This is a genomic window from Pantoea folii (assembly GCF_056678875.1).
In genome coordinates this window covers 49,376-72,066 of record NZ_JBWXON010000020.1, presented here as the reverse complement: position 1 = coordinate 72,066, position 22,691 = coordinate 49,376, and the positions used below count along the sequence as shown (strand labels likewise).

Annotated in this window: 23 protein-coding genes; 11 read left to right on the top strand and 12 right to left on the bottom strand. The window is 50.8% G+C overall.

The genetic code is table 11. The annotated features are described in order from the left end of the window. Positions 1–136: 136 nt before the first annotated feature. From radC to mutM, 4 genes are all read left to right on the top strand, one after another. Positions 137–793 (top strand): RadC family protein, encoded by a 657-nt coding sequence (radC, locus tag AC1MDE_RS20775; RefSeq protein WP_058960135.1) that lies wholly within the window; start codon positions 137–139, stop codon positions 791–793. Positions 794–1,036: 243 nt separating this feature from the next. Then, positions 1,037–1,273 carry a 50S ribosomal protein L28 gene (rpmB, locus tag AC1MDE_RS20770; protein ID WP_007885297.1) on the top strand — a complete coding sequence of 79 codons (237 nt, stop codon included), beginning with the start codon at positions 1,037–1,039 and terminating at the stop codon, positions 1,271–1,273. An 18-nt stretch (positions 1,274–1,291) separates the two neighbouring features. After that, complete coding sequence (gene rpmG, locus AC1MDE_RS20765; RefSeq protein WP_001051798.1) at positions 1,292–1,459, top strand: 50S ribosomal protein L33; 168 nt, start codon at positions 1,292–1,294, stop codon at positions 1,457–1,459. Between the two features lie 70 nt (positions 1,460–1,529). Next, the gene (gene mutM / locus AC1MDE_RS20760) at positions 1,530–2,339 is read left to right on the top strand and encodes a bifunctional DNA-formamidopyrimidine glycosylase/DNA-(apurinic or apyrimidinic site) lyase (RefSeq protein ID WP_480345058.1); all 810 of its coding nucleotides are present in this window, start codon (positions 1,530–1,532) and stop codon (positions 2,337–2,339) included. Here the strand turns inward: mutM and coaD are convergent, their stop codons facing one another. From coaD to AC1MDE_RS20730, 6 genes are all read right to left on the bottom strand, one after another. After that, complete coding sequence (coaD, locus tag AC1MDE_RS20755) at positions 2,340–2,825, bottom strand: pantetheine-phosphate adenylyltransferase (protein ID WP_058960133.1); 486 nt, start codon at positions 2,823–2,825, stop codon at positions 2,340–2,342. Continuing rightward, entirely contained in the window at positions 2,822–3,598 is a 777-nt protein-coding gene (locus tag AC1MDE_RS20750) for a glycosyltransferase family 2 protein (protein WP_058960132.1), read from the bottom strand. Before AC1MDE_RS20750 ends, coaD begins: the two co-directional genes overlap by 4 nt. Before the next feature lie 3 nt (positions 3,599–3,601). Beyond that, positions 3,602–4,876: a lipid IV(A) 3-deoxy-D-manno-octulosonic acid transferase gene (gene waaA, locus AC1MDE_RS20745; RefSeq protein WP_058960131.1), complete on the bottom strand. Its 1,275-nt coding sequence runs from the start codon at positions 4,874–4,876 to the stop codon at positions 3,602–3,604. 85 nt (positions 4,877–4,961) lie between these two features. Continuing rightward, a complete protein-coding gene (locus AC1MDE_RS20740; protein WP_058960130.1) occupies positions 4,962–6,095 on the bottom strand; it encodes a glycosyltransferase family 4 protein in 1,134 nt (377 codons plus the stop codon). Further along, positions 6,088–7,164, bottom strand: a complete 1,077-nt coding sequence (gene rfaQ / locus AC1MDE_RS20735; protein ID WP_479397869.1) for a putative lipopolysaccharide heptosyltransferase III — start codon at positions 7,162–7,164, stop codon at positions 6,088–6,090. Before rfaQ ends, AC1MDE_RS20740 begins: the two co-directional genes overlap by 8 nt. Before the next feature lie 73 nt (positions 7,165–7,237). After that, positions 7,238–8,227 carry a glycosyltransferase gene (locus tag AC1MDE_RS20730; protein ID WP_479397868.1) on the bottom strand — a complete coding sequence of 330 codons (990 nt, stop codon included), beginning with the start codon at positions 8,225–8,227 and terminating at the stop codon, positions 7,238–7,240. Between the two features lie 177 nt (positions 8,228–8,404). On the opposite strand from AC1MDE_RS20730, the gene AC1MDE_RS20725 reads away from it, so the two are divergent. Continuing rightward, on the top strand, positions 8,405–9,436 hold the full coding sequence (locus AC1MDE_RS20725) for a glycosyltransferase family 9 protein (protein ID WP_058960154.1): 1,032 nt from the start codon (positions 8,405–8,407) through the stop codon (positions 9,434–9,436). On the opposite strand, the gene AC1MDE_RS20720 is transcribed toward AC1MDE_RS20725, so the two are convergent. After that, entirely contained in the window at positions 9,411–10,382 is a 972-nt protein-coding gene (locus AC1MDE_RS20720) for a polysaccharide deacetylase family protein (protein ID WP_058960127.1), read from the bottom strand. The genes AC1MDE_RS20725 and AC1MDE_RS20720 overlap by 26 nt on opposite strands. A 186-nt stretch (positions 10,383–10,568) precedes the next feature. Between AC1MDE_RS20720 and AC1MDE_RS20715 the strand changes: the two genes are divergently transcribed. Continuing rightward, entirely contained in the window at positions 10,569–11,651 is a 1,083-nt protein-coding gene (locus tag AC1MDE_RS20715; protein WP_058960126.1) for a glycosyltransferase, read from the top strand. A 35-nt stretch (positions 11,652–11,686) separates the two neighbouring features. Here the strand turns inward: AC1MDE_RS20715 and tdh are convergent, their stop codons facing one another. Together tdh and AC1MDE_RS20705 are read right to left on the bottom strand one after the other, a co-directional pair. Beyond that, positions 11,687–12,715 (bottom strand): L-threonine 3-dehydrogenase, encoded by a 1,029-nt coding sequence (gene tdh / locus AC1MDE_RS20710; protein WP_038644056.1) that lies wholly within the window; start codon positions 12,713–12,715, stop codon positions 11,687–11,689. Then, positions 12,712–13,920 carry a glycine C-acetyltransferase gene (locus tag AC1MDE_RS20705; protein ID WP_058960125.1) on the bottom strand — a complete coding sequence of 403 codons (1,209 nt, stop codon included), beginning with the start codon at positions 13,918–13,920 and terminating at the stop codon, positions 12,712–12,714. The genes tdh and AC1MDE_RS20705 overlap by 4 nt, the downstream gene beginning before the upstream one ends. Positions 13,921–14,151: 231 nt before the next feature. Here AC1MDE_RS20705 and rfaD point away from each other — a divergent pair, with 231 nt between their 5' ends. Genes rfaD through AC1MDE_RS20680 form a run of 5 tightly spaced genes read left to right on the top strand, consistent with a single transcriptional unit; the run spans position 14,152 to position 19,154 of the window. Next, positions 14,152–15,084, top strand: a complete 933-nt coding sequence (gene rfaD, locus AC1MDE_RS20700) for an ADP-glyceromanno-heptose 6-epimerase (protein WP_045815712.1) — start codon at positions 14,152–14,154, stop codon at positions 15,082–15,084. Between the two features lie 17 nt (positions 15,085–15,101). After that, positions 15,102–16,145 (top strand): ADP-heptose--LPS heptosyltransferase RfaF, encoded by a 1,044-nt coding sequence (rfaF, locus tag AC1MDE_RS20695; RefSeq protein ID WP_479397866.1) that lies wholly within the window; start codon positions 15,102–15,104, stop codon positions 16,143–16,145. 2 nt (positions 16,146–16,147) lie between these two features. Beyond that, the gene (gene rfaC, locus AC1MDE_RS20690) at positions 16,148–17,110 is read left to right on the top strand and encodes a lipopolysaccharide heptosyltransferase RfaC (protein WP_283216540.1); all 963 of its coding nucleotides are present in this window, start codon (positions 16,148–16,150) and stop codon (positions 17,108–17,110) included. After that, complete coding sequence (locus tag AC1MDE_RS20685; RefSeq protein ID WP_097119667.1) at positions 17,111–18,019, top strand: sugar glycosyltransferase; 909 nt, start codon at positions 17,111–17,113, stop codon at positions 18,017–18,019. It begins immediately after the preceding gene. After that, the gene (locus AC1MDE_RS20680) at positions 17,997–19,154 is read left to right on the top strand and encodes an O-antigen ligase family protein (protein ID WP_211729391.1); all 1,158 of its coding nucleotides are present in this window, start codon (positions 17,997–17,999) and stop codon (positions 19,152–19,154) included. Before AC1MDE_RS20685 ends, AC1MDE_RS20680 begins: the two co-directional genes overlap by 23 nt. Before the next feature lie 43 nt (positions 19,155–19,197). Here AC1MDE_RS20680 and AC1MDE_RS20675 read toward each other — a convergent pair whose 3' ends face one another. The 3 genes from AC1MDE_RS20675 to envC form a co-directional block, all read right to left on the bottom strand. Next, positions 19,198–20,277 (bottom strand): glycosyltransferase family 9 protein, encoded by a 1,080-nt coding sequence (locus AC1MDE_RS20675; RefSeq protein ID WP_058960120.1) that lies wholly within the window; start codon positions 20,275–20,277, stop codon positions 19,198–19,200. A 129-nt stretch (positions 20,278–20,406) separates the two neighbouring features. Beyond that, positions 20,407–21,306, bottom strand: a complete 900-nt coding sequence (locus tag AC1MDE_RS20670; RefSeq protein ID WP_058960153.1) for a divergent polysaccharide deacetylase family protein — start codon at positions 21,304–21,306, stop codon at positions 20,407–20,409. 3 nt (positions 21,307–21,309) lie between these two features. Continuing rightward, complete coding sequence (envC, locus tag AC1MDE_RS20665; RefSeq protein ID WP_045815707.1) at positions 21,310–22,611, bottom strand: murein hydrolase activator EnvC; 1,302 nt, start codon at positions 22,609–22,611, stop codon at positions 21,310–21,312. Positions 22,612–22,691: the final 80 nt, after the last annotated feature.

Sequence of the window (22,691 nt, the reverse complement as noted above, 5' to 3'; positions counted from 1 at the left end):
AACTTTATCACAAAATCCAGCGACCGCCTTTTCACGGCCTGCGCCCTTTGCGAGATGGCTCTGAAATCGCGACCGGCTTGCTGGTATGCCTCCTGACAAATACGCACAATTGCCTTGCCCCAGGAAGGAGAATGTCATGACGGAACTGGCCCCACGAGAAAAACTGGCCATCACAGGCGCAGAATCATTGAGCGATGCAGAACTGTTAGCGATTTTTTTGCGCACCGGCAGCCACGGTATTCCGGTGATGGCGCTGGCGCGACAAATGCTTAACGAGTTTGGCTCGCTATATCGCATCATGACCGCAAATGAAACAGAACTGAGCGTGATTAAAGGCGTAGGCACGGCCAAAATTACCCAACTACATGCAGTGGCTGAACTGGGGCGACGTTTTTTCGCCAGTCAGCTGGCGCGAGAAAATGTGATGGAGAATCCACAGGTGACAAGGCATTACTTGCAAAGCGTGCTGGCGCATCAGGAGCGAGAGGTTTTTATGGCGCTATTCCTGGATAATCAGCATCGGGTTTTGCAGGCGCAAAAGATGTTTACCGGCAGTATTGCCAGTGTCGAAGTGCATCCACGTGAAATTGTGCGCGAAGCGTTAAAACTCAACGCGGCCGCCGTGATTTTGGCGCATAATCATCCTTCCGGCATAGCCGAGCCCAGTCGCGCCGATCGTGATATTACCGGTAAAGTCGGGCAGGCTTGCGCGCTGCTGAATATTCGCTTACTTGATCATTTGGTGATCGGTCACGGCGAGTTTACCTCCTTCGCTGAGCGCGGTTGGCTGTAAAATAACCATCCGATTGCGCAGAAATGATGCATTTTCGCGCGATCCATCGGGATCTTTATTTGTTCGGGACTTGAGCACTTGGGCTGAGCGGCGTATACTACGCCACCTTTGAGAATCTCGGGTTTGGCGTTTGGGCCAGCTTAGCGGGTTCACATGGAACTCGCTTGGGCGGGCTAAGGCCTGACGAGGCGGCCAAAACCTAGTTTTTAAAGCTCGAGCTGATTTGATTTTTGGAGAATAGAAATGTCACGAGTCTGCCAGGTAACTGGAAAGCGTCCGGTAACGGGTAACAACCGTTCCCACGCAATGAACGCGACGAAACGCCGTTTCCTGCCGAACCTGCACTCTCACCGTTTCTGGGTTGAGAGCGAAAAGCGCTTCGTTACTCTGCGTGTATCTGCTAAAGGTATGCGTGTTATTGATAAAAAGGGCATTGATACGGTTCTGACCGAAATCCGCGCCCGTGGTGAGAAGTACTAAGTACTAAGGAATTGAATCATGGCTAAAGGTATTCGTGAGAAGATCAAGCTGGTTTCCTCTGCTGGTACAGGTCACTTCTATACCACCACGAAGAACAAACGTACTAAACCAGAGAAACTGGAACTGAAAAAGTTCGATCCGGTTGTACGTCAGCACGTGATCTACAAAGAAGCCAAAATTAAGTAATTTTGGTGTTCTTGCGAAAAACCCGGCTTCGGCCGGGTTTTTTGTTTCTGCGATTTGTTGAGGAGATGACATGCCTGAATTACCAGAGGTAGAAACCAGCCGACGTGGTATTGAGCCACATATGGTGGGCGCAACGATTTTGCATGCGATTGTGCGTAATTCACGCCTGCGCTGGCCGGTCTCGCACGAAATTCATGCGCTGAGCGACCAACCAGTGTTGAGCGTGCAACGGCGCGCAAAATACCTGCTGCTGGAACTGCCACACGGCTGGATTATCATTCATCTCGGCATGTCTGGCAGCCTTCGAGTCCTTCCCGGTGAGCAACCCGCCGCAAAACACGATCACGTCGATTTGGTGATGAGCAACGGCAAGGTGCTACGTTATACCGATCCACGCCGCTTTGGTGCGTGGTTGTGGACCCCTGATCTGGAAGGCAGCAGTGTACTGGCACATCTCGGTCCTGAGCCGCTCAGCAGCGAATTCGATGGTGCTTATCTGTTTGAGAAGTCGCGCGGCAAACGCACGGTCATTAAACAGTGGCTGATGGATAACAAAGTGGTGGTTGGCGTGGGCAACATTTATGCCAGTGAATCACTGTTTACCGCCGGGATCTTACCCGATCGTTCGGCGATGAGTTTGAGTCGTGATGAAGCGGAGTTGATGGTGGCGACAATCAAGGCCGTCTTGCTGCGTTCGATTGAGCAGGGCGGTACCACGCTACGTGATTTCCTGCAAACCGATGGAAAGCCTGGCTACTTTGCCCAGGAATTGCAGGTGTACGGTCGGGCGGGCGAACCCTGCCGAGCCTGCGGTACGCCGATCGTCAGCGGTAAACATGGCCAGCGCAGCACCTTTTGGTGCCCATGCTGTCAGCATTAATCAGGGCAGCGCCAGCTTGGCCAGCAGTGCCTGATGCACCACGGCAGGCAGAAATGCCTGCACATCACCTTTATGACGCGCCACTTCCTTCACCAGCGACGATGATACAAACGAGAACCCTTCGGAAGGCATCAGAAACACGCTTTCCAGCGTAGGCAACAGGTGACGATTCATCTGCGCCAGTTGCAGTTCATATTCGAAATCTGACACCGCACGCAATCCCCGCACCAGCACATTGGCATTTTGCGCTTTGGCGAAGTTCGCCATCAGATCGCTAAAGCCCAGCACCTCAACATTGGCGATGTGCTGAGTAGCCTGCCGTGCCAAATCCACGCGCTCATCGAGTGTAAACAGCGGCTTTTTGCTGGGGCTGGCGGCAATAGCAACCACGATGCGATCAAACATCTGCGCCGCGCGCGTCACAATATCCACATGGCCCAACGTGATGGGATCAAACGTGCCGGGATAAATCGCTTTGGTGCTCATACGCGACCTTGTGTTGAGGTGTGATGCAGCGCCCAGAGCGCTGAGTATTTGTTAAAGGTGTATTGCGCGTTGACGACGGCCAGAATCCAGCCCTGCTTGCCGTCGAGGAATCCGGCACGCAGCAGCAACGTCTTAAAGAATGCGCCCAACGTGTGGCTGAAAATCGAGAAGATGCCACAACGCTTGCCTCGCTGAAAACGTTCTTGCGCCCAGGCTTCGGCATAATTCATCTGTTTGCGTTGGAAAGCGATCAAATCGCGGCAGGTGAGATGCTGGAGATCGCCTGGTAACGTCACCACCGATGCGCCCAGGGTTTCCAGCGACTCGTGCACCAGATTGTCATTGTAATTGAGTACGCGAGGATAGAGGCGCATCACGCGATCCGGATACCAGCCACTATGGCGCATAAAGCGGCCAAGAAACAAATTGCTGCGTCCCAGGCTATAAACGGTAGCGGAGGGTGGTTGCTCAAGTACGTTTTCAATCGCGCGGCGTAACTCGGGTGTGACACGTTCATCGGCATCCAGCATTAGAATCATATCGCCGCTTGCATGAGCTTGTGCACGCTGGCGCTGCTTGCCAAAGCCCGCCCAGCCTTCAGCCTGATGAACCTGCGCGCCGTGCGCGCGGGCCACTGCTACGGTGTTATCCTGGCTGCCTGAATCCAGCAGTACAATCTCATCTGCCCAGCTCACTGAGGCCAGCGCCTCCGGCAGCAATTCAGCTTCGTTTTTGGCGATCATCACCACGGAAAGACGTTGGCGTTGTGGCATGCGTTAATGAGCTCGTGGCGGCAAATGTGGTTCGAGTAACTGTAGCAGACGCTGCAATGCGCCCTGATTTTGATGCAGCACTTCGACAGCGTGGCGACCGTAATAACGGCGGTAATCATCATCCTGCAGCAGGTTGGCCACCTGTTTCTCCAGCGAAACCACGTCGGTGATGGTGATCAGGCCTTCTGCCTGCTGCAATTTGGCGCAGATATCTTTGAAGTTCCAGATATGCGGACCCATAAGCACCGGAATGGCATGGGCGGCCGGTTCCAGCGGATTATGACCGCCGCGTTCTACCAGACTGCCACCAACAAAGGCGATATCGGCGATGCCGTACAGCAGCATTAATTCACCCATGGTGTCGCCAATCACAACCTGCGTTGCGCCAGACGGAATTTCACCGCTGCTGCGCAGAGTGAAACTGAAACCGCGCTTTTGCGTCAGTTCACAGGCATCTTTAAAACGTTCAGGATGGCGTGGCACCAGAATTAGCAACAGATCAGGGAACTGCTGCAGCAGACGACGATGCGCATCGAGGATGATGGTCTCTTCGCCTTCGTGCGTGCTGGTGGCGATCCACACCGGGCGGCGCGATGCCCATTGACGGCGCAAGGTGACCGCACGGGCCGCCAATTCCGGCGTTACAGATATATCAAATTTCAGGCTACCGGTGACGGCGAGATGCGTTCGTTTAAGGCCGAGGCTGAGGAATCGCTCAGCATCCTCGTTGTTCTGCGCTGCTATCAGCGTAATGCGCTGCAGCAAATCACGCATAAAGCCACCGAGTTTTTTATAGCCTTTGGCCGAACGCTCTGACAGACGGGCATTGGCAATGACCAGCGGAATTTGGCGCTGATGCAGAATACGGATGATGTTCGGCCACAACTCGGTCTCCATGATGATCACCAGACGAGGATCAACGGTATCAAGGAAACGGTTAATCGAACCGGGCAAATCATAGGGCAGATAGACATGATGCACATCTTTACCAAACGCGGACTGAGCGCGTTCGGAACCGGTTGGCGTCATGGTAGTCACGGTGATCGGCAGAGTAGGATAGCGATGGCGCAATGCGCGTACCAGCGGCACGGCGGCCAGTGTTTCACCCACAGAAACCGAATGCAGCACAATGCCGTGCGGTTCAACTTTGCCCACACAGTAGCCGTAGCGTTCCGCCCAGCGTTTACGATAGGCCGGTGCTTTTCGACCGCGCAGCCACAGGCGCAGCCAGATCAGTGGCTGTATTAAATAGAGCAGGGCTGTGTATAGAGTTGTCATAGTTATCGTTACGACAGATTCGCGTCAAAAAACACATGAAAGGCGGCATGTTATCAGAAACTGACCGCCTGCTCATACCACTTCGTCAGCTGGTCTTCAGCACCTGCTGATAGAGTGAAGTCAGGGACTGCGCCAGTCGCTGCGGACCAAAAGGTTCGATTCTGCGGCGTGCGGCTTCACCCATCACAGAATTCTGCGAAAGTGCAGGTGTGGCGACAATGGCGTCATTTAATGCCTTGATATCCAATGCATCACAAACGAAGCCTTCCTGGCCGGCTTGAATAAATTCTGCGCCGCCACAGCCGGTGCTGGTAATCACGGCCAAACCGCAGGCCATCGCTTCAAGCACCACATTCGGAAAAGGATCATAAAGCGTGGGCAACAGTAAGGCGTCAGCGGCGTGATAATAGGGCTCCACATCCTGCTGCACGCCAACAAAGCGCAAGCGATCAAGGCAATTAAGCTGGTTAGCCAGCTGCTGATAGCGTGAAAGTTGTTTGTCCTGGCCAACCACAACCAGATAGCGATCGCTGTGGGCGAGTGCTTCAATGGCGGCTTTCAAGCCTTTGCGCTCAAAGCCTGAACCCACGTAGATCATCACCGTGGCATCCTGTGGCAGCGTCAATTGCTGGCGTATGGCGTAGCGCTGAGCTTCTGTTGCTGGCTGGAAACGCTGGCTATCAATGGCGTTGTGAATGACATGGATTTTGCTGGCATCTAGCGTGAAATGACGCAAAATATCTTGCTTCACCATCTCAGAGTTACAGATTACTGCTTTTAAAGATGCTGCATTGAACATCTCTGCTTCAGCCTGCAAAACATAGCGATGATAAGGACTCAGGCTGGCGCTCAAACGCTGCCAGGGTGAGACGATACGCGCACGTTGTTCCAGCCACACGCGATGGACGCCATCACCGGCGCGAAAAATATCGCAGCCCGCAATGCGTTCGTGGCTCTGCACGATATCGAACTTTTCACGTTCCCAGCATGCCCGTGCCGCGCGGGCAAAACCGCGTTCGCGCGATACGCGTCCAAATTTGGCGGGATTGCAGATGTGCAAATGCCAGGCCGGATTGGGTGTGCCCTGCCAGCTACGTGTGATGATATTCAGATCGAGCTGTTCGCTGTCCAGTGCTTCCAGCGCCCGCGAGATGAAACGCTCGGCCCCGCCATCCGGACGATATTTCTGCCGGACAATCGCCAGGCGTAACTTAGTCATGCAAAAAACTCCTGGCGGCGGCCACCACATCATCCACCGGAATGGCTGAGAGATAGCGCTGTTCTGTTTTGGTATCGATGTCGTCTGGCGAAGGCAGCGGTGCATAATCACCGGCCCAGATCACGCGATTGTTTTCACCCCACGGACGCCAGTGTTGCAGTTTGGTGGGGCCAAACAGCGCAAGACAGGGCGTATCGAGTGCGGCGGCCATGTGCATGGGGGCAGAATCCACACCGATAAACAGTTGTGCGGCATCAATCAATGCCGCCAGTTGCGGCAATGAAAACTGCCCAGCAAGTGAAACCACATTCTGGCTGTGGCACAGCGACTGAATGTGGGCAATCATCGCTTGCTCTTTCTGGTCTGGGGCAGCGGTAAGAACAAGGGTATGGCCGTCAGCCGCGAGCGTATCAATCAGCTGCGCGACCTTTTCATCTTCCCAGCATTTAAATACCCAACGCGATGTCGGCTGTAACACGATAAACGGCCCGCTGACCTTTTGCTGAGCCAATGCATCCTGCACTTTCTGTTTATCTGCCGCACTAAAGTGCATTGAGGCTTTTGCACCTTCCGCGCTGATACCTAGCGGCTCAAGCGCCGCCATATTCTGCTCGACGGTATGCAATTGATTATGTGTTTTTGTCGAAACCAGATAGTTATGGCACCAACGCCACAGGGCGTGATCACGTTTGGCGTAGGCAAACCCAATACGCACCGGAGCGGCTGAAAAACGCGTGATAATCGCGCTACGCCACTGGTCGGCGAGGTTAATCACCACGTCATAATGGCAGGCTCGTACAGCTGAAAGTAGAGCCATCTCGTGGCGGAACTTCTGCCAGCCGCCCTCTTTTTTCCAGTTGCGGTCAATGATGTGCAACTGGCGAATCGCGGGGTGCGCTTCCAGCATCGGCCGCGTCTCTTTGTACAACAGGACGTCGATGTTGGCCTGGGGATAGCGTTGGCGGAGCGCATTGATAACGGGCGTGGTCAGCAGCATATCGCCGTGATGGCGTAGCTTGATCAGCAGAATGTTTTTCGGTGCAAATTGGACTGGAATCGGGCTTGCCATACTCAAATGATCTCAAATTTCAGTGAGCTGATTGTAGGGCAAACCCCTATAGGGCGAAAGCCAGCCGCGACGCTTATTTGTTACGCCAGCGATAAATGCGACTCAGCCATAACAGCAGTTGATACCACTGCCGCGCGCCGCGTGCATTACGCAGCATCCGTTTATGGGTTTGCGTGGCAAACAGATCCGCAATCATCGCCTGCCGTGCGCTCTCTTCCGGTTCACGGCGAATGGAATGGCAGACGCTGAGCGCTTCACGCGTAATTTGATAATGGAATGCGGGATAGATTTTAACTTTATCGCGATAGCGTGCATTGATCTCTTCCAGCATCTGCGCGATTTTCAGGTAATGGCGTTGATACTCGACATTTCGTTGACCGGTGCGTTTGCGGTTGCTAATGGAGGCATCGTGCAGGTAGTAGCGGTAGAGCATTTGATCGGTGTAGCGCACGCGTTTGGCGTTGAACATGAACTCTGTGGTCCAGGGAATATCCTGATGATGCAATCCCGGTTCGAAAGTGAGATTGTTTTGTTCAATCAGTTCACGGCGATAAATACCTAGCCATACAACATGCATATATCGATGGGTTTGCAGTGCGGTGTTCAGCCATTCTGGGCCGCTTAATACATCGGTGCTGGATAAGCGATCCAGGGGAATCAACGGTTTGGTCGTCTGGCTGGCTTTGAAAAACCATTCCGCGTTGCACTGCGCGGCATCGAGATCGTCTCGCTCGGCCATCTCAACCAGTGTTTGATACATGGTTGGGCTCATGGTGTCGTCTGCATCCGGGAATGTGACGTACTTGCCTTTTGCAACGGCTAATCCGGCATTGCGTGCCCGTGAGACGCCACCATTAGCCTGGTGAACAACCCGCACCTGAGAATATTGATGCGCATAAGCCTCAGCCCGTTCGCCTGAACCATCGGTGGAACCATCATCGACAATGATGATCTCGAGATCTGTCAGCGACTGCGCCAGTAGAGACTGCATAAACGTCTCGAACATCGCGCCAGCGTTGAACATGGGTGTAATGATGGAAAGTGCGGGATTATCAAGCGACATTGTTATTTATGGTTTTATCAATTATTTACGATTTTCTAACGTTAATTATTGCTAAGAAATTCAGAACTTTTTGGACATTAATGGTCAAAAGTAGTTAGCTCGCTAGCATTTTTGCGCTTTTAGGAACGGTTCTGGCCGGAATGTTTGGCATCAATCCTTTTTACCCTGGGCATCAGTATGAAAAACATCCTTGTTATCCGACGCGATAACATTGGCGATATGGTGTGTACCACTCCACTGCTGGAAGGTTTGAAACGCACTTTTCCTGACGCAAGAATCACCCTACTGGTTAATAAGATTGCTCAGGATGTGGTGAGCCATAATCCTCACGTTGACCGTCTGTATGTCTACAAAAAAGCCAAACATCGCGGTAAGAACGAAACCACACTCGGTGTTTACTGGCAGCGCGTAAAAATCATGTTGGCACTGCGTAAAACGCGTTTTGATGCCACGATTTTGGCCAATCCTGTGCCGTGCAAATACAGCTTACGGTTGGCGAAAATGGCAGGCGCACACAATATTATTGGTGCAGCTTTGCCCGATGTTCAGCTGGATCATCCGTTCCGTAAAAGCGATTTTCAGGGCAGCCATCAGGTCGAACATACCTTTTCTTACCTCTCGGCGTTGACTGACAGCCTGCCTGAAGTGCCCTCCGTGAATCTTTATCTCGCAGATGCAGAACGTGAAGCCGCGAAAGCGCGGGTTGCACAAAGCTTCGCCTCACCAGGCAGGGTATATGGTGTGCACATCAGCAGCCGCAGCCCAAAGCGTCGCTGGCCGATAGCCAGTTATGCGGCTTTTATCAATAAGCTGTTGGAAGATGAGCAGGCGCGCGTGCTGGTGTTTTGGTCGCCTCAAGGCACGTTGGATGCCCATGACAAAGGCGATGCGGCACGTGCTGATGAGTTGATGCAGTTGGTCAATTCACCGCGCGTAGCGCGCTATCCCACCGCATCAGTGCGCGAAGTCATCGCAGGTTTTGATAGCTGCGAACAAATTTTGTGTAGCGATGGGGGGCAGATGCATCTTGCCGCCGGGCTGCATAAAAAGCAGGTTGTGTTCTTTGGCGATACCAATGCGACGTTGTGGCATCCATGGTCGGGTGAGTACCAGATTATGCAGACCGATTCCGGTGAATGCACTGATATCGCACTGGAAACGGTCTGGCAGGCGTGGGAAAAACTTAACGTGCAGGCTGCTGTAGCCTAAAACTGTCGTGGTATTCAGACAGGGTCTGACCAACAAAACGGGGCGCTAACCAACTAAAGAGCGCCTCTAAATCCGCATATAATTGTTCGATATCGCGTTCGTTTTTAAACGTTGGGCTGCCGTCTGGCATGAACTCAGAGCTGTGCAGCATAAATTCCGTGTAATTATTGCCTTCTGCCAGCGACATTTCGACCACACGTTGCATATCCGCAAGATTACCGCCGGACGGGCGCAGCCAATGTACGGCGGGGCTTTTTTGCTTGCCGCGAAGTCGATACAGACTTTGTTTGAAGGCATTCATCAAAGGCGAGTATTTGTATTGAATACTCATAGGGATTTCGAGCAGTGAAGAGTTGCCGCTGCGTGAGATATCCTGCGGATCGATGAAATAAGGTTTGAACGGAAAATCTGTATAGTTAGTGCCGCCTTTACCCTGTGGCGCGCCGCGTGTGTAGGACCAGTTCACGCGCGGGGTAACGGAACAATCCACCTGATAGCCTAATTCGGTGAGAATGGCGGCATAACGTTCATCAAATGCCCAGCGCCCCGCACGATGGCTCAGCATTTTGGTCTGGAACTTTTCTTCCAACAGATCAGTCATATAAACGACTTTATCGCGCAGCACGGTATCCGGGTATTCGACCAGGAAAGGCTGCCAACGCCAGTCATCATCGGTGAGTGGAGCTTCTGGCGGACTGTTCCATGCATGCAGATGCATGCCAATCTCACCTTGTTTGCGTGCGATGACATCTTTACCGAATTCCACGAAAGCGGAATCCATCGCCATTTCATAGTTGGTCAGCCAGGTGGGTTTAAAACCATAACGCTCGCACAGGTCCTGAAAACGTGGCAGATAGCCGGTATTTTCGGTGGTGATTGAACGGTGATTGCGCCAAAGGTTGTCGCCTTCAGTGTCAATGGTAATAAGGAACGCGTGCCGGGTCATGTTCGCCGCCTGAAGCCAATAAAATCGCAATGTTACGCTGAGCCATTCAGTGACGCAAAACTATTTGCCCGGGCAGGAAACAGGCGAAAAGCACGAAGGATCTGCGCTACTATCCTGGCCAGGACTGCAGGCAATCACATGTTATTTCATTCAGACAGGTAGAATATTTTGTCAAAACGCATACTCATGGTGATAGATGGATTGCCGGGCGGCGGCGCTGAAAAAGTGGTTCTGACGCTGGTCACCGGTATGCTGGCACAGGGGCACCGTGTATCACTGTTTTCCCTGCGAAAAGTGTGCGAATACCCCTTGCCGCAGGGAGTGGATTATCAGGTCATTCTGGACACCAATCGTCGACCCTGGCGCAAACTCACTGAGCTGAGTCGTCGAGCCCGTTTGCTGGACGCAGCAGTACAACAGGCGGAGAAAACGGCAGGTGAATTTGATCTTGTGGTATCTCATCTGCACAAAACCGACCGTATTGTGCGTCGAAGTCGCGCGCTGGATGCGAAGAAAACCTGGTTCTGCCTGCATGGCGTGTTTTCAGCCTCCTACCTTGGACATCGCACCGGATTATCACGCTGGTTAAAGGCGCGTAAAATCCAGCAGGTTTATCAGGGGCGTAACGTGGTCGGCGTTTCACCCGCCGTGCTGGAGGATTTGAAAGAGGCCTTTGCTGTGAAGCTCACAGGCGAAGCGGTAATTGGCAATCCGTTCGATATTGCACTGATTCGGCAGTTGGCAGCAGAGCCCGCCGAAGTGCCTGAGTCTGGTTTTCTGGTGCATGTCGGGCGCTTCCACGAAACTAAACGGCATGACCGACTGTTAAAGGCTTACGCATTAAGCAATATTCAGTTGCCGTTGGTGTTATTGGGGCAGGGATCGGCACAGCGTAAAGCCGCTTTAGAAGCCCTGTCACAATCGCTAGGAATTGCCGATCGTGTTATTTTCCAGGGCTTTACACAAAACCCTTATGCATGGATCAGCCGGGCGACAATGTTGATCGTCAGTTCGGATAGCGAGGGTTTTGGTAATGTGCTGATCGAAGCCGTATTGTGTGGCACACCCGTCGTCAGTACGCGTTGTCCGGGTGGCCCGATGTGGCTGTTGCAGGGTGATTTAGCGCGCGGCCTGGCGGATCTCAACCCTGAATCGCTGGCAGCAGCAATGTGTGACATTTATCAGCACCCGCCGTTGTTAGCAGCGGATGCCTTTGCCGAATTTGATACGGCGGCAATCTGTCAGCAATATCTGGCGCTGATTAAGTGAATCCATGGGAGGCCCAAAAGCCTCCCTGTGAATCCTTAATCCCAGCTCAATACCACTTTTCCTGAACGGCCGGATCGCATCTCGTCAAATCCCTGCTGGAATTCATCGATGTGGTAGCGATGTGTGATGATGGGCGTTAAGTCGAGGCCGGATTGAATCAACGCTGCCATTTTGTACCAGGTTTCAAACATCTCACGGCCATAGATGCCTTTGATGAACAGTCCTTTGAAGATCACCAGATTCCAATCGATCGCCATCTCGCCCGGCGGAATGCCCAGTAGAGCGATTCGCCCACCATGGTTCATCACCTCCAGCAGGGTGCGAAACGCGGGAGGCGCGCCAGACATCTCCAGCCCGACATCGAAACCTTCGGTCATACCCAGCTCAGCCATCACATCGCGCAGATTTTCCTGCGCCACATTGACGGCGCGTGTCACGCCCATCTGGCGTGCCAGACCGAGGCGATATTCATTGATATCGGTGATGACTACATTGCGTGCGCCTACATGTTTGCACACCGCTGCAGCCATAATACCAATGGGGCCAGCGCCAGAGATCAGCACATCCTCGCCGACCAGATCAAACGAGAGCGCGGTATGCACGGCGTTGCCAAAGGGATCGAAAATCGCTGCCAGCTCGTCAGAGATATTGTCGGGAATCTTGAAAGCGTTAAATGCAGGGATGACCAGGTACTCAGCAAAACAGCCCTGACGATTGACGCCGACACCCACGGTATTGCGGCACAAGTGAGTGCGGCCGGCGCGGCAATTTCGGCAGTGACCGCAGGTGATATGACCTTCGCCGGACACACGATCGCCAAGGGCAAAGCCTCTTACCTCTTCGCCCATACCGACGACTTCGCCGACATATTCATGGCCAGTGATCATTGGAACGGGAATGGTTTTACGCGACCAATCATCCCAGTTGTAAATGTGAACATCGGTGCCGCAAATTGCGGTTTTACGAATTTTAATCAGCAGGTCGTTGTGACCAGGTTCCGGAATCGGTGCATCCTTCACCATCCAGATACCTTCTTCGGCTTTGAGTTTGGCCAATGCTTTCATCGTTCTGCTCCTGCGATCACGCCCAACTGTCGGCCAATGCGAGTGAAGGCGGCAACGGCATGTTCCAGTTGTGCCTGCGTATGACCTGCAGATATCTGAGTGCGGATGCGTGCCTGACCTTGCGGCACCACCGGATAAAAGAAGCCTGTGACGTAGATGCCCTCTTTTTGCAGCAGGCTGGCAAACTGCTGAGCCACTTTTGCATCGCCAAGCATCACCGGAATGATGGCGTGGTCAGCACCCGCCAGCGTAAAGCCGGCTGCGGTCATCTTCTCGCGGAAGAATCGGGCGTTATCCCAAATGCGCTGGCGTAACCCATCGCCTTCACTGAGCAGGTCTAACACCCGCAGCGAGGCGGCGACGATAGCAGGTGCGAGGGAATTGGAAAATAGGTAAGGGCGTGAACGCTGGCGTAGCCATTCAACCACCTCTTTTTTCGCAGCTACATAGCCACCAGAAGCACCACCTAGCGCTTTGCCTAATGTGCCAGTCAGGATATCTACGCGATCCATTACGCCGCAGTATTCATGGGTGCCACGCCCAGTTGCACCGACAAAGCCGACCGCATGGGAATCATCAACCATCACCAATGCGTCAAATTCGTCGGCCAAATCGCAAATGCCTTGCAGATTGGCAATCACGCCATCCATCGAGAACACACCGTCTGTGGCGATCAGAATATGGCGAGCACCTTTATCACGCGCTTCCTCTAACCGAGCACGTAACTCAGACATATCGTTGTTGGCATACCGATAGCGCTGGGCTTTACACAGGCGTACGCCATCGATAATTGAGGCATGATTGAGTGCATCAGAGATGATGGCATCTTCCGCACTGAGCAGCGTTTCAAACAGACCGCCATTGGCATCGAAGCAAGAGGAAAACAGGATAGCATCTTCCATGCCGAGAAAGGCCGCCAGCTTTTGTTCCAACTGCTGATGGATATCTTGTGTGCCGCAGATAAAGCGCACGGATGCCATGCCGAAGCCGTGGGAATCCATGCCTTCTTTGGCGGCCTGAATAAGCGCGGGGTGATTCGCCAGACCGAGATAGTTGTTGGCGCAGAAGTTAATCACCGAAGGACTATTAGCGACATTGATCTCAGCCTGCTGCGCCGACGTGATGGTACGTTCTTGTTTGAACAATCCATCGCTACGTGTTGTCTCAAGCTGTTGAAGGATTTGCGAATAAAACTGACTGGACATGATTCTGCTCCTCAGATAGCAAAATTTTGGCACATATTACTGATCAAGACGCATCGTGCCGACATTTCCGCCAGAGAAATCTTCGTTTTGCAGCATAGTTCACGCTATGGATGCAAATTGTGCAGCGGTTACGGAGTCATCTGGCTGCCTGCCGCGGGCTGAAATGTTATGATGTTAGGTATTCGTGCGTGAAACCTCCTGTTTCACCCCAACTGTTTAAAGGCAAAGCATATGATTATCGTAACCGGTGGCGCTGGCATGATTGGCAGCAACATTGTTAAAGCGCTGAACGATCGCGGTCTTACCGATATTCTGGTGGTGGATAATCTGAAAGATGGCACCAAATTCGTGAACCTCGCAGATCTTGATATCGCGGATTACATGGACAAAGAAGAGTTCCTCTCTTACATCATGTCCGGCGAAGATCTGGGTCCAATCGAAGCGGTGTTCCACGAAGGTGCCTGCTCGGCGACCACAGAGTGGGATGGCAAGTACATGATGGATAACAACTATCAGTACTCGAAAGACTTGCTGCATTTCTGCCTGGAACGCGAAATTCCTTTCCTTTACGCCTCTTCAGCGGCCACTTACGGTGGCCGCAATGAAAACTTCATTGAAGAGCGCCAGTACGAGCAGCCGCTGAACGTCTATGGCTACTCAAAAATGCTCTTCGACCACTACGTGCGTCAGATTCTGCCGGAAGCCGATTCTCCAGTATGTGGCTTCCGCTATTTCAACGTTTACGGCCCACGCGAAGGTCACAAAGGCGGTATGGCGAGTGTGGCTTTCCACCTCAATACTCAGATCAGCAATGGTGAAAATCCAAAGCTGTTTGAAGGCAGCGACGACTTCCGCCGCGATTTCATCCATGTTGACGATGTTGTTGCGGTAAACCTGTGGTGCTGGGAAAACGGTGTATCTGGCATCTACAACTGTGGTACTGGCCGTGCGGAGTCCTTCCAGGAAGTCGCCGATGCAGTACTGAAGTTCCATCAGCAAGGCCAGATTGAATACATCCCGTTCCCTGAGAAACTGAAAGGCCGCTATCAGGCATTCACTCAGGCGGACCTGACCAATCTGCGCGCAGCGGGTTATGACAAGCCATTTAAAACCGTTGCTCAGGGCGTGGGTGAATACATGACCTGGCTCAATCGTAAAGCATAAGGAAACCGGCACCAGCGATGAAAATTCTGGTCATTGGCCCTTCCTGGGTCGGCGATATGATGATGTCGCAAAGTCTCTATCGCACGCTCAAGGCTGAGCACCCGGATGCGGTCATTGATGTGATGGCGCCGGCCTGGTGCCGGCCACTGCTGTCACGGATGCCGGAAGTCAATCAGGCGCTGGCGATGCCATTGGGCCATGGCGCTTTGGCACTGGGTGAAAGGCGGCGTTTGGGCAAATCCCTTCAGGTCAGCAATTATGACCGTGCTTATGTGCTGCCAAATTCGTTCAAATCAGCGCTGGTGCCGTTCTTTGCAGGTATTAAGCGCCGTGTCGGCTGGCGTGGTGAGATGCGCTATGGCGTGTTGAACGATGTGCGTGTGCTGGATAAAGCCGCGTTTCCGCTGATGGTGGAGCGCTATGTTGCACTGGGCTACGACAAACCCATCGCCTCCGCACAACAGTTGCCGCAGCCCTTACTGTGGCCGCAGTTGCGTGTCGATGAAGACGAGAAGCGCATGACGGCGGCGCAGTTTGCTCTGTCGGCCGATCGTCCAGTGATTGGGTTCTGCCCTGGCGCTGAATTTGGACCAGCCAAGCGCTGGCCGCACTACCACTACGCGGCACTTGCTGACCAACTGATTGGCGAAGGCTACCAGGTGGTGTTGTTCGGTTCAGCAAAAGATCGCGAAACCGGTGACACTATTGTTCAGACGTTATCGGAATCAGCACGAGCGCACTGCAAGAATCTGGCGGGCGATACGCAATTAGAGCAGGCGGTTATTTTGATCGCACATTGCGCGGCCGTTGTCAGTAATGACTCCGGGTTGATGCATATTGCCGCCGCACTGAACCGCCCGTTAGTCGCCTTGTATGGCCCGAGTAGCCCGGATTTCACGCCGCCGCTGTCTCATCAGGCACGTGTTATTCGTTTGATCTCCGGCTATCACAAAATACGTAAAGGTGATGCCGAAGAGGGTTATCACCAGAGTCTCATAGATATTCAGCCTGCTCGGGTTCATCAGGAACTGAGTGCGCTGCTGCATCCGGTGCAGGAGTAGCCATGCACGTTTTGATTGTAAAAACCTCCTCAATGGGGGACGTGCTGCACACGTTACCGGCGCTCACTGATGCGATGCAGGCCATTCCTGGCATCCGTTTTGACTGGGTCGTCGAAGAAAATTTTGCACAGATCCCCAGCTGGCATCCGGCAGTAGATAAAGTGCTGCCGGTGGCGATTCGTCGCTGGCGTAAACATTGGTTTGGTAGCCAGCAGCGTGAAGAGCGCGTTCTGTTTAAGCGAGACCTGCAATCGCGCCAGTATGATGTGGTGATCGATGCGCAAGGGTTGATCAAAAGCGCCGCGCTGGTGACGCGCCTGGCTAAAGGCGTAAAGCATGGACAAGACAGCCGCAGTGCGCGGGAACCCTTTGCCAGCTGGTGGTATGACAAACGCCATGAAATTAATAAACAGCAGCATGCGGTAGAACGCACGCGCGAACTGTTTGCTAAAAGCCTGGGTTATGCGAAACCGGACACTCAGGGGGATTATGCGATTGCCGGTCATTTCCTCTCCGCGTTGCCCGAGGATGCGCATCAATATTTAGTGTTTCTACACGCCACCACCCGTGATAACAAGCATTGGCCTGAATCACACTGGCGCGAACTGATTGAATTGGTACAGCCGACGGGTCTGCGGGTGAAACTGCCGTGGGGTGCTGAACATGAGCATCAACGTGCATTAAGAATGGCGGAAGGTTTTGACCATGTTGAGGTGCTGCCAAAATTAGCGCTGGAGCAAGTGGCACAGCAATTGGCGGGGGCACGCGCTGTCGTTTCGGTCGACACGGGTTTGAGTCACCTGACCGCCGCGCTGGACCGCCCGAACATCACGCTGTTTGGTCCAACCGATCCGGGGCTGATTGGGGGATATGGGAAGAATCAGCATGAGCTACGCGGTGCAGGTGGCAGAATGCAGGCTATATCCGCCGTGAGCGTAATGGAAAAATTGCGGGAATTGCTTTGAATGGGATCAATATTTAAACAAATCTATCGTTATACCCATGAACGAGCTTATCGACACAATGAAAATTTTTGGCCTCATATCAGAATTCAACGTGGAGCAGAAGACCATATTGAACGGCTAGTCTGGCGAAAAAATGAAATAAAAATTGAAGCATTAGATTCATTACGTAAAACCGTTACCAATGATATGACGATACTGGCAACTGGCCCGTCAGTGAATGATCTTGATTTTGAATTACTTTCAGAAACGACATTTATTGGTGTTAATGGCGCTTATCACCTACGAGATAAAGTCGTATTTTCATATTATGTTATTGTCGATCGCGGTTTTGTTGAGAATCGTTTTGATATTGTCGGAAAAGTACTGGGCGACCCTGAGTTGACGCTCTTTACAACAGTTCATTGCCTCAATGATATGTTGAATTGCATTGGAGTCGATAAGATAAAGTGTCGTTTGGCTATTATTGAAGATCTGAGTTATAAGATATTTCGAAAATCAGTAGTACCTGCTGAGTATGCTTTGAATTTCAATGATAATAAAGGATTATCAGTCTATCCAACTGATCCATTATCAGGTTTTTCATGGGATATCCGACAAGGTATTTTTGATGCGGGTACAGTGGCCTATTGGGCGTTGCAAATAGCCGTATGGCTCAGTTCAAATCGTATACTGTTAGCAGGGGTTGATATGAATAATTTTTCATCCCCACGATTTTATGAAAATGAAAATAATAAGCAGAAAAGCTTTTTAGGGGAAAACTTTACTCAAGTTATAAAGCCCGCATTCTTGAATGCCAGCATCGAGCTTAATCATGCAGGGATAAAGGTTTACAATTTGTCTATGAATAGTGGACTGACAGAGGAAATTTTCGAGAAGGCGACGCCAGATGTCATTTTTAAAAAAAACTGAAAGTTTAGAATTTATTGCATCTATTTCTTTTATGGCATTTTTATTTTTAATGACCATATTTACAGGTGTTGGAAAAGTAAATAATTTATTTCATCTGTCGATTACAACGATGATGATATTTTTGTTTTTCCAGCGAAAAAAGCTTAGTCTTCCCGAGCCATATCCCTGGAGGTCAATAGGCGTTATTGCACTATTCCTCATTTATTACAGTATTACGAACTTATGGACAAGTGTTCCAGAGAATATAATTTCAACTCTGAAGCATACCGTTTATCTTCTTTTTTTCGTTTGTATGTTTGATTACTGTATTAAGCGTTATGGTTTGCTGAAGGTTTATGGATGCATTTTTTCCGGGTGTTTTATTGTCCTTGTTTTGACATTTATGTTGGTAGACAAAAGCACGCTACTGACTAATAGACTTGAAAACGGTTTTTTTGCCGCGCCAAAAAATGTCATTGATCTCGGTGGATATTTTGCTCTTGGTATTTTAAGTGCACTGATTATTGCCCGTGAGTCAGGCCGACACTGGATTTACATACCTGCATCGTTGCTCTTTATTGGCTTGATCTTGACGCAAAGTCGAGGTCCATTATTGGCTTTAATGGTTTCTTTAGCTGTTTTACTTGCTAAATATAAACATGTTCACCTTAAACATGTTTTGTATATCATGATTTCAATCGCTACTATTTTATTATTCTTCTACTTTACCGATTATGGCAGTGATTTTTATGCGCGCATTGTTTCCTCTTATGCGCAGAGTTTTATCAGATTTGGAATCTGGAATCATGCCATTTCAGATGCAATGATTCATCCCTATTTCGGTTGGGGGTTTGATAAGCAGCTGACATTTGTAAACAGTATTGGCCAACATGTTATAACCACACACAGTATTTATGTATCGGCTTTCTTAAAAGGCGGTGTGGTGGGTGTGCTATTTATGGCATCACTCATCCTGGTTGGCTTGTATCATGCGTATAGAAAGTATCATCAAGGCATGGGGTTAGAAGCCTCAATTTATCTCTTCTCTTTGATGTTTTTTGTTACTCAGGGGATGTTTGTGATTGGTGGACCAGGAGAAACATGGGTATTATTCTGGTTGCCATTAGCGATAGTTTTGTCATCCCGTAAGGCCTAGATAAAAACCACTACCAGATCGCTTGCTATCTGGTAGTGTAATTTTAGACTGAAATATTTTTCATCATCACGTTATAAACCTGATCAACGCTTATTTTTCTTAATGGGTAATGCGGATCATCATTAGATTCAGGTTCAATTCTGATAGTCTGATGAATGTGTAAATCCTGATAAGGTCCTGTATGTCTGGGATTAGCACTGACATAAAGACTCACTGTCGGCGTTTCTGCCGTGATAGCAATATGTAGTGGTCCAGTGTCACCTGTGATCAACACATCAAGGTTTTTAATTATCTGTAAGAGTTCAGGTAGGCGAGTCTTACCAATATAAGAGTGAACCCTTGAATGGTATTTATTTTTTAATAAATCAAAGAATGATTTTTCAATGTTTTTATCCTGGGTGGCACCAGTCAATACTATTTTTGCATCTTTGTTATTTTCTAAAATACGCTCTGCTAGTTCAGAAAAATGTTCAACTGGCCAGCAACGGTTTTTCCCGGACGCCCCCATTTGAAAGCCAATTACAGGTCGATAGTTTTCACGTTCTACAGAGTGAATTGCAATGGGAAATTGCATTCTGATATCTGTTGTATTGCATCCAAGAATACTAATCAGGTCGAGTTTACGCTGAATAATATGAACATCTGTTGCCGATGAATAATGATCTATCCAGTGATTAAAGACAGTATTGTCACTTCTGAAATTATCTCTAATAATATATTTTGAGCCAGACAGGCGTGCGCAGAGAATGTCATAGCCCAATGTTGAATGCAGTAGCACAGTCATATCAGGTTTGAATTTTCTCATTCTCCTGATTACGCGATGGGAATGAACTATTTTATTATCCCAGATGACTATTTCATCAAACCATTGACTTTTTTCAACGAGATCACGGTTTTTATCACTGGATACCAGCATGAGCCTGGCCTCTGGATAGCGATGCTTTATGGCTTTGATCGCAGGAGTATTAAAAAGGAGATCTCCTAATGCGGTCGTTGAGAAAATAACAATGCGCTTAAACTCATGATTTGAGCTTAGCGGTGTCTTGTTTTTGTCAATCTGGCTCAGTCTGGCATGTAAACTGAGTACGTTATTGATTACGTTTATTTTCCAAAGCTTTTTCATTATTCCAATTCACCCTAAGAACCTGGCAAATTTGACATCAGTCGCGGGAATTAATTTCGTAATGATAAAGAAAAAAACGCTAGCCCCGAATGGGGCTAACGCTAATTTTCAAAAACGTTGATGATTGCGTTAAAAAAGTAAACCTAACTGATTGATTAACTTACTACCTGCCACATTTTCAATCACTATTTCAACGGCTCGACTTTGCGGCACTGGCGGCAGTGGTTTACTAACCTTACACACGCCTGGAGCACGGAATTTCGGTCCCGGCGATTTATCGGTTGTCTGCGGTGTTTTACCCTGATGCAGAGGCTCATTCAGCAACTGACTCGGGCGTACCAACGTAATATCGGGTGGCAGTGATGGCAGCATCTGTTGCAGCACACGAACGGTGGTAGGATGCGGATGACCAATCGCAATGGCATAGCCATCGCGCTGTGCCAGTTTTACGGCACGGGTAAACTGTTCGCGAATCAATGCCTCATTCTGACTATCGTCAAGGAATACCCGGCGTTTCAGCACCTTAACATGCGTACCTTGTGCCGCTGGAATAGACTGGCTATTGCCAATCGTCATGCTATCGAGAAAGTAGTAATTGTACTGATTTAGCACCTGCATCACTTTCTGCATGCCGGGCAGGCTGGAGGTCATTTTGCTGCCCATATGGTTGTTCAGCCCCACAGCGAAGGGCACTTTACCCGAGGCATCCCGAACAATGCGTGCGATCTCTTCGCTGCTCATCTCTGGGGTTAAGGTATCTTTTTCCAGCGGCTGCTTACTGAGCGGTGCCATTGGCAAGTGAATCAACACCTCATGACCACCCTGATGTGCTTTTGTCGCCATCTCACGAGCATGAGGTGCATTCGGCAGTACAGCGACCGAAATCGCAGCGGGCATTTGCAGCACTTTATTCTCTTCAACCGGACGATAACCGAAGTCATCAATCACAATTGAGAGTTTACCTGCCTGAGCTGATAGTGTGAAAAACAGTGCGCAGAACGCAATTGAGAGCTTTTGAGGCTGAAACAACACTTATCTTCCTAACCACGGTAGTGGATTGACGGCCTGTCCCTGACGTCGGATTTCAAAGTAGAGCGAAGGCGTGCCGCGGCCGCCACTGGTACCCACAAGGGCGATAGGCTGTCCTGCCTTCACCTGAGTACCCACGCTCACCAGCGCACTTTGGTTGTAGCCATAAAGACTCATGTCGCCTTTACCATGTTCCAATACCACGACCAGACCGTAGCCTTGCAGCCAGTCGGCCATCAGTACGCGTCCATCGGCGATGGCTTTCACTTCGGTGCCTTCTGGTGCATCAATCACCAGACCTTTCCAGCGCAGTTCACCCTGCATGGATTCACCGAAGCGGTGTTCAATACGTCCATTCACGGGCCACACCGCCTGCCCACCAGGCTTACCGAGGCCACCGGTGCGTGCCATCAACTCACGTTCGCTTTGTGTGGGCTGATAACTTGATCCCTTGGCTTTTGCCTGTGCCTGACGCTGACGTACTTTTTCTGCCTCGCGTGCTTCACGTTCGGCACGCTCGCGCGCTTCGCGTTCGGCTTTGGCAATTTTATCCTGCAGACGGCTTTCGTTTTCTCGCATCTCAACCAAATCGGCCTGATCTTTTTCCAGCGAGCTTTCCAGTACCGTCAGGGTTTTCTTACGTGCCGCACTGGCAGTTTCCAATTTGGCCTGCTGCGACTGCTGTTGGGCTAACAGGGATTTTTGTTGTTCCTGCTTACCTTGCAATGCCTGACGCTGCTCGGCCAACTGTTGCTGAGTTTGTTTGAGATCGTCGATGTTTTTCTGGCGTGCAGCATTAAGGTAGCCGAAATAGGCAAGAATGCGTTCACTGCGCTGTGCTTCTTCACCGCCCAGCAGCAGCTGTAACCCATTGTGCTGGCCTTGTCGGAAAGCCGCATCCAATTGCTGAGCCAGCAGTTTTTCCTGCTGAGCCTGCTGTTTTTCCAGACGAGAAATGGAGGTGGTAATTTGCGTGATTTCGCCGTCAAGCGCGGTCAAACTATTGCGCGTTTCCCGAAGCTGCCGGCTGGCTTGCGCAATCACTTTTTCCTGACTTTGCAGTTGATCGAGAAGTTTGCTGCGCTGTAATTTCTGCGCTTTAACGCTTTTCTCTTTGTCAGCAATATCCTGCTGAATGGACTTGAGCTGGGTTTTACTGTCATCCGCACTGTGCGCGTAAACGGGCAATAACAGTGCGCCCGCGCAGAGCAAGCTCAGGGAGATTTCGGACCAGCGAAATAACAACGGATGCGCTGGGCCGTTGTGACAGGTCCTTGTGTGTGTAACGGTCGCTTTTCCCTTCATAGTCGATAATTATTCCACGATGAACAGCCGCTTACCAGTTATCCCGGGCGGGTTTTGCTTTACGAAAGATGTCGGTGCCG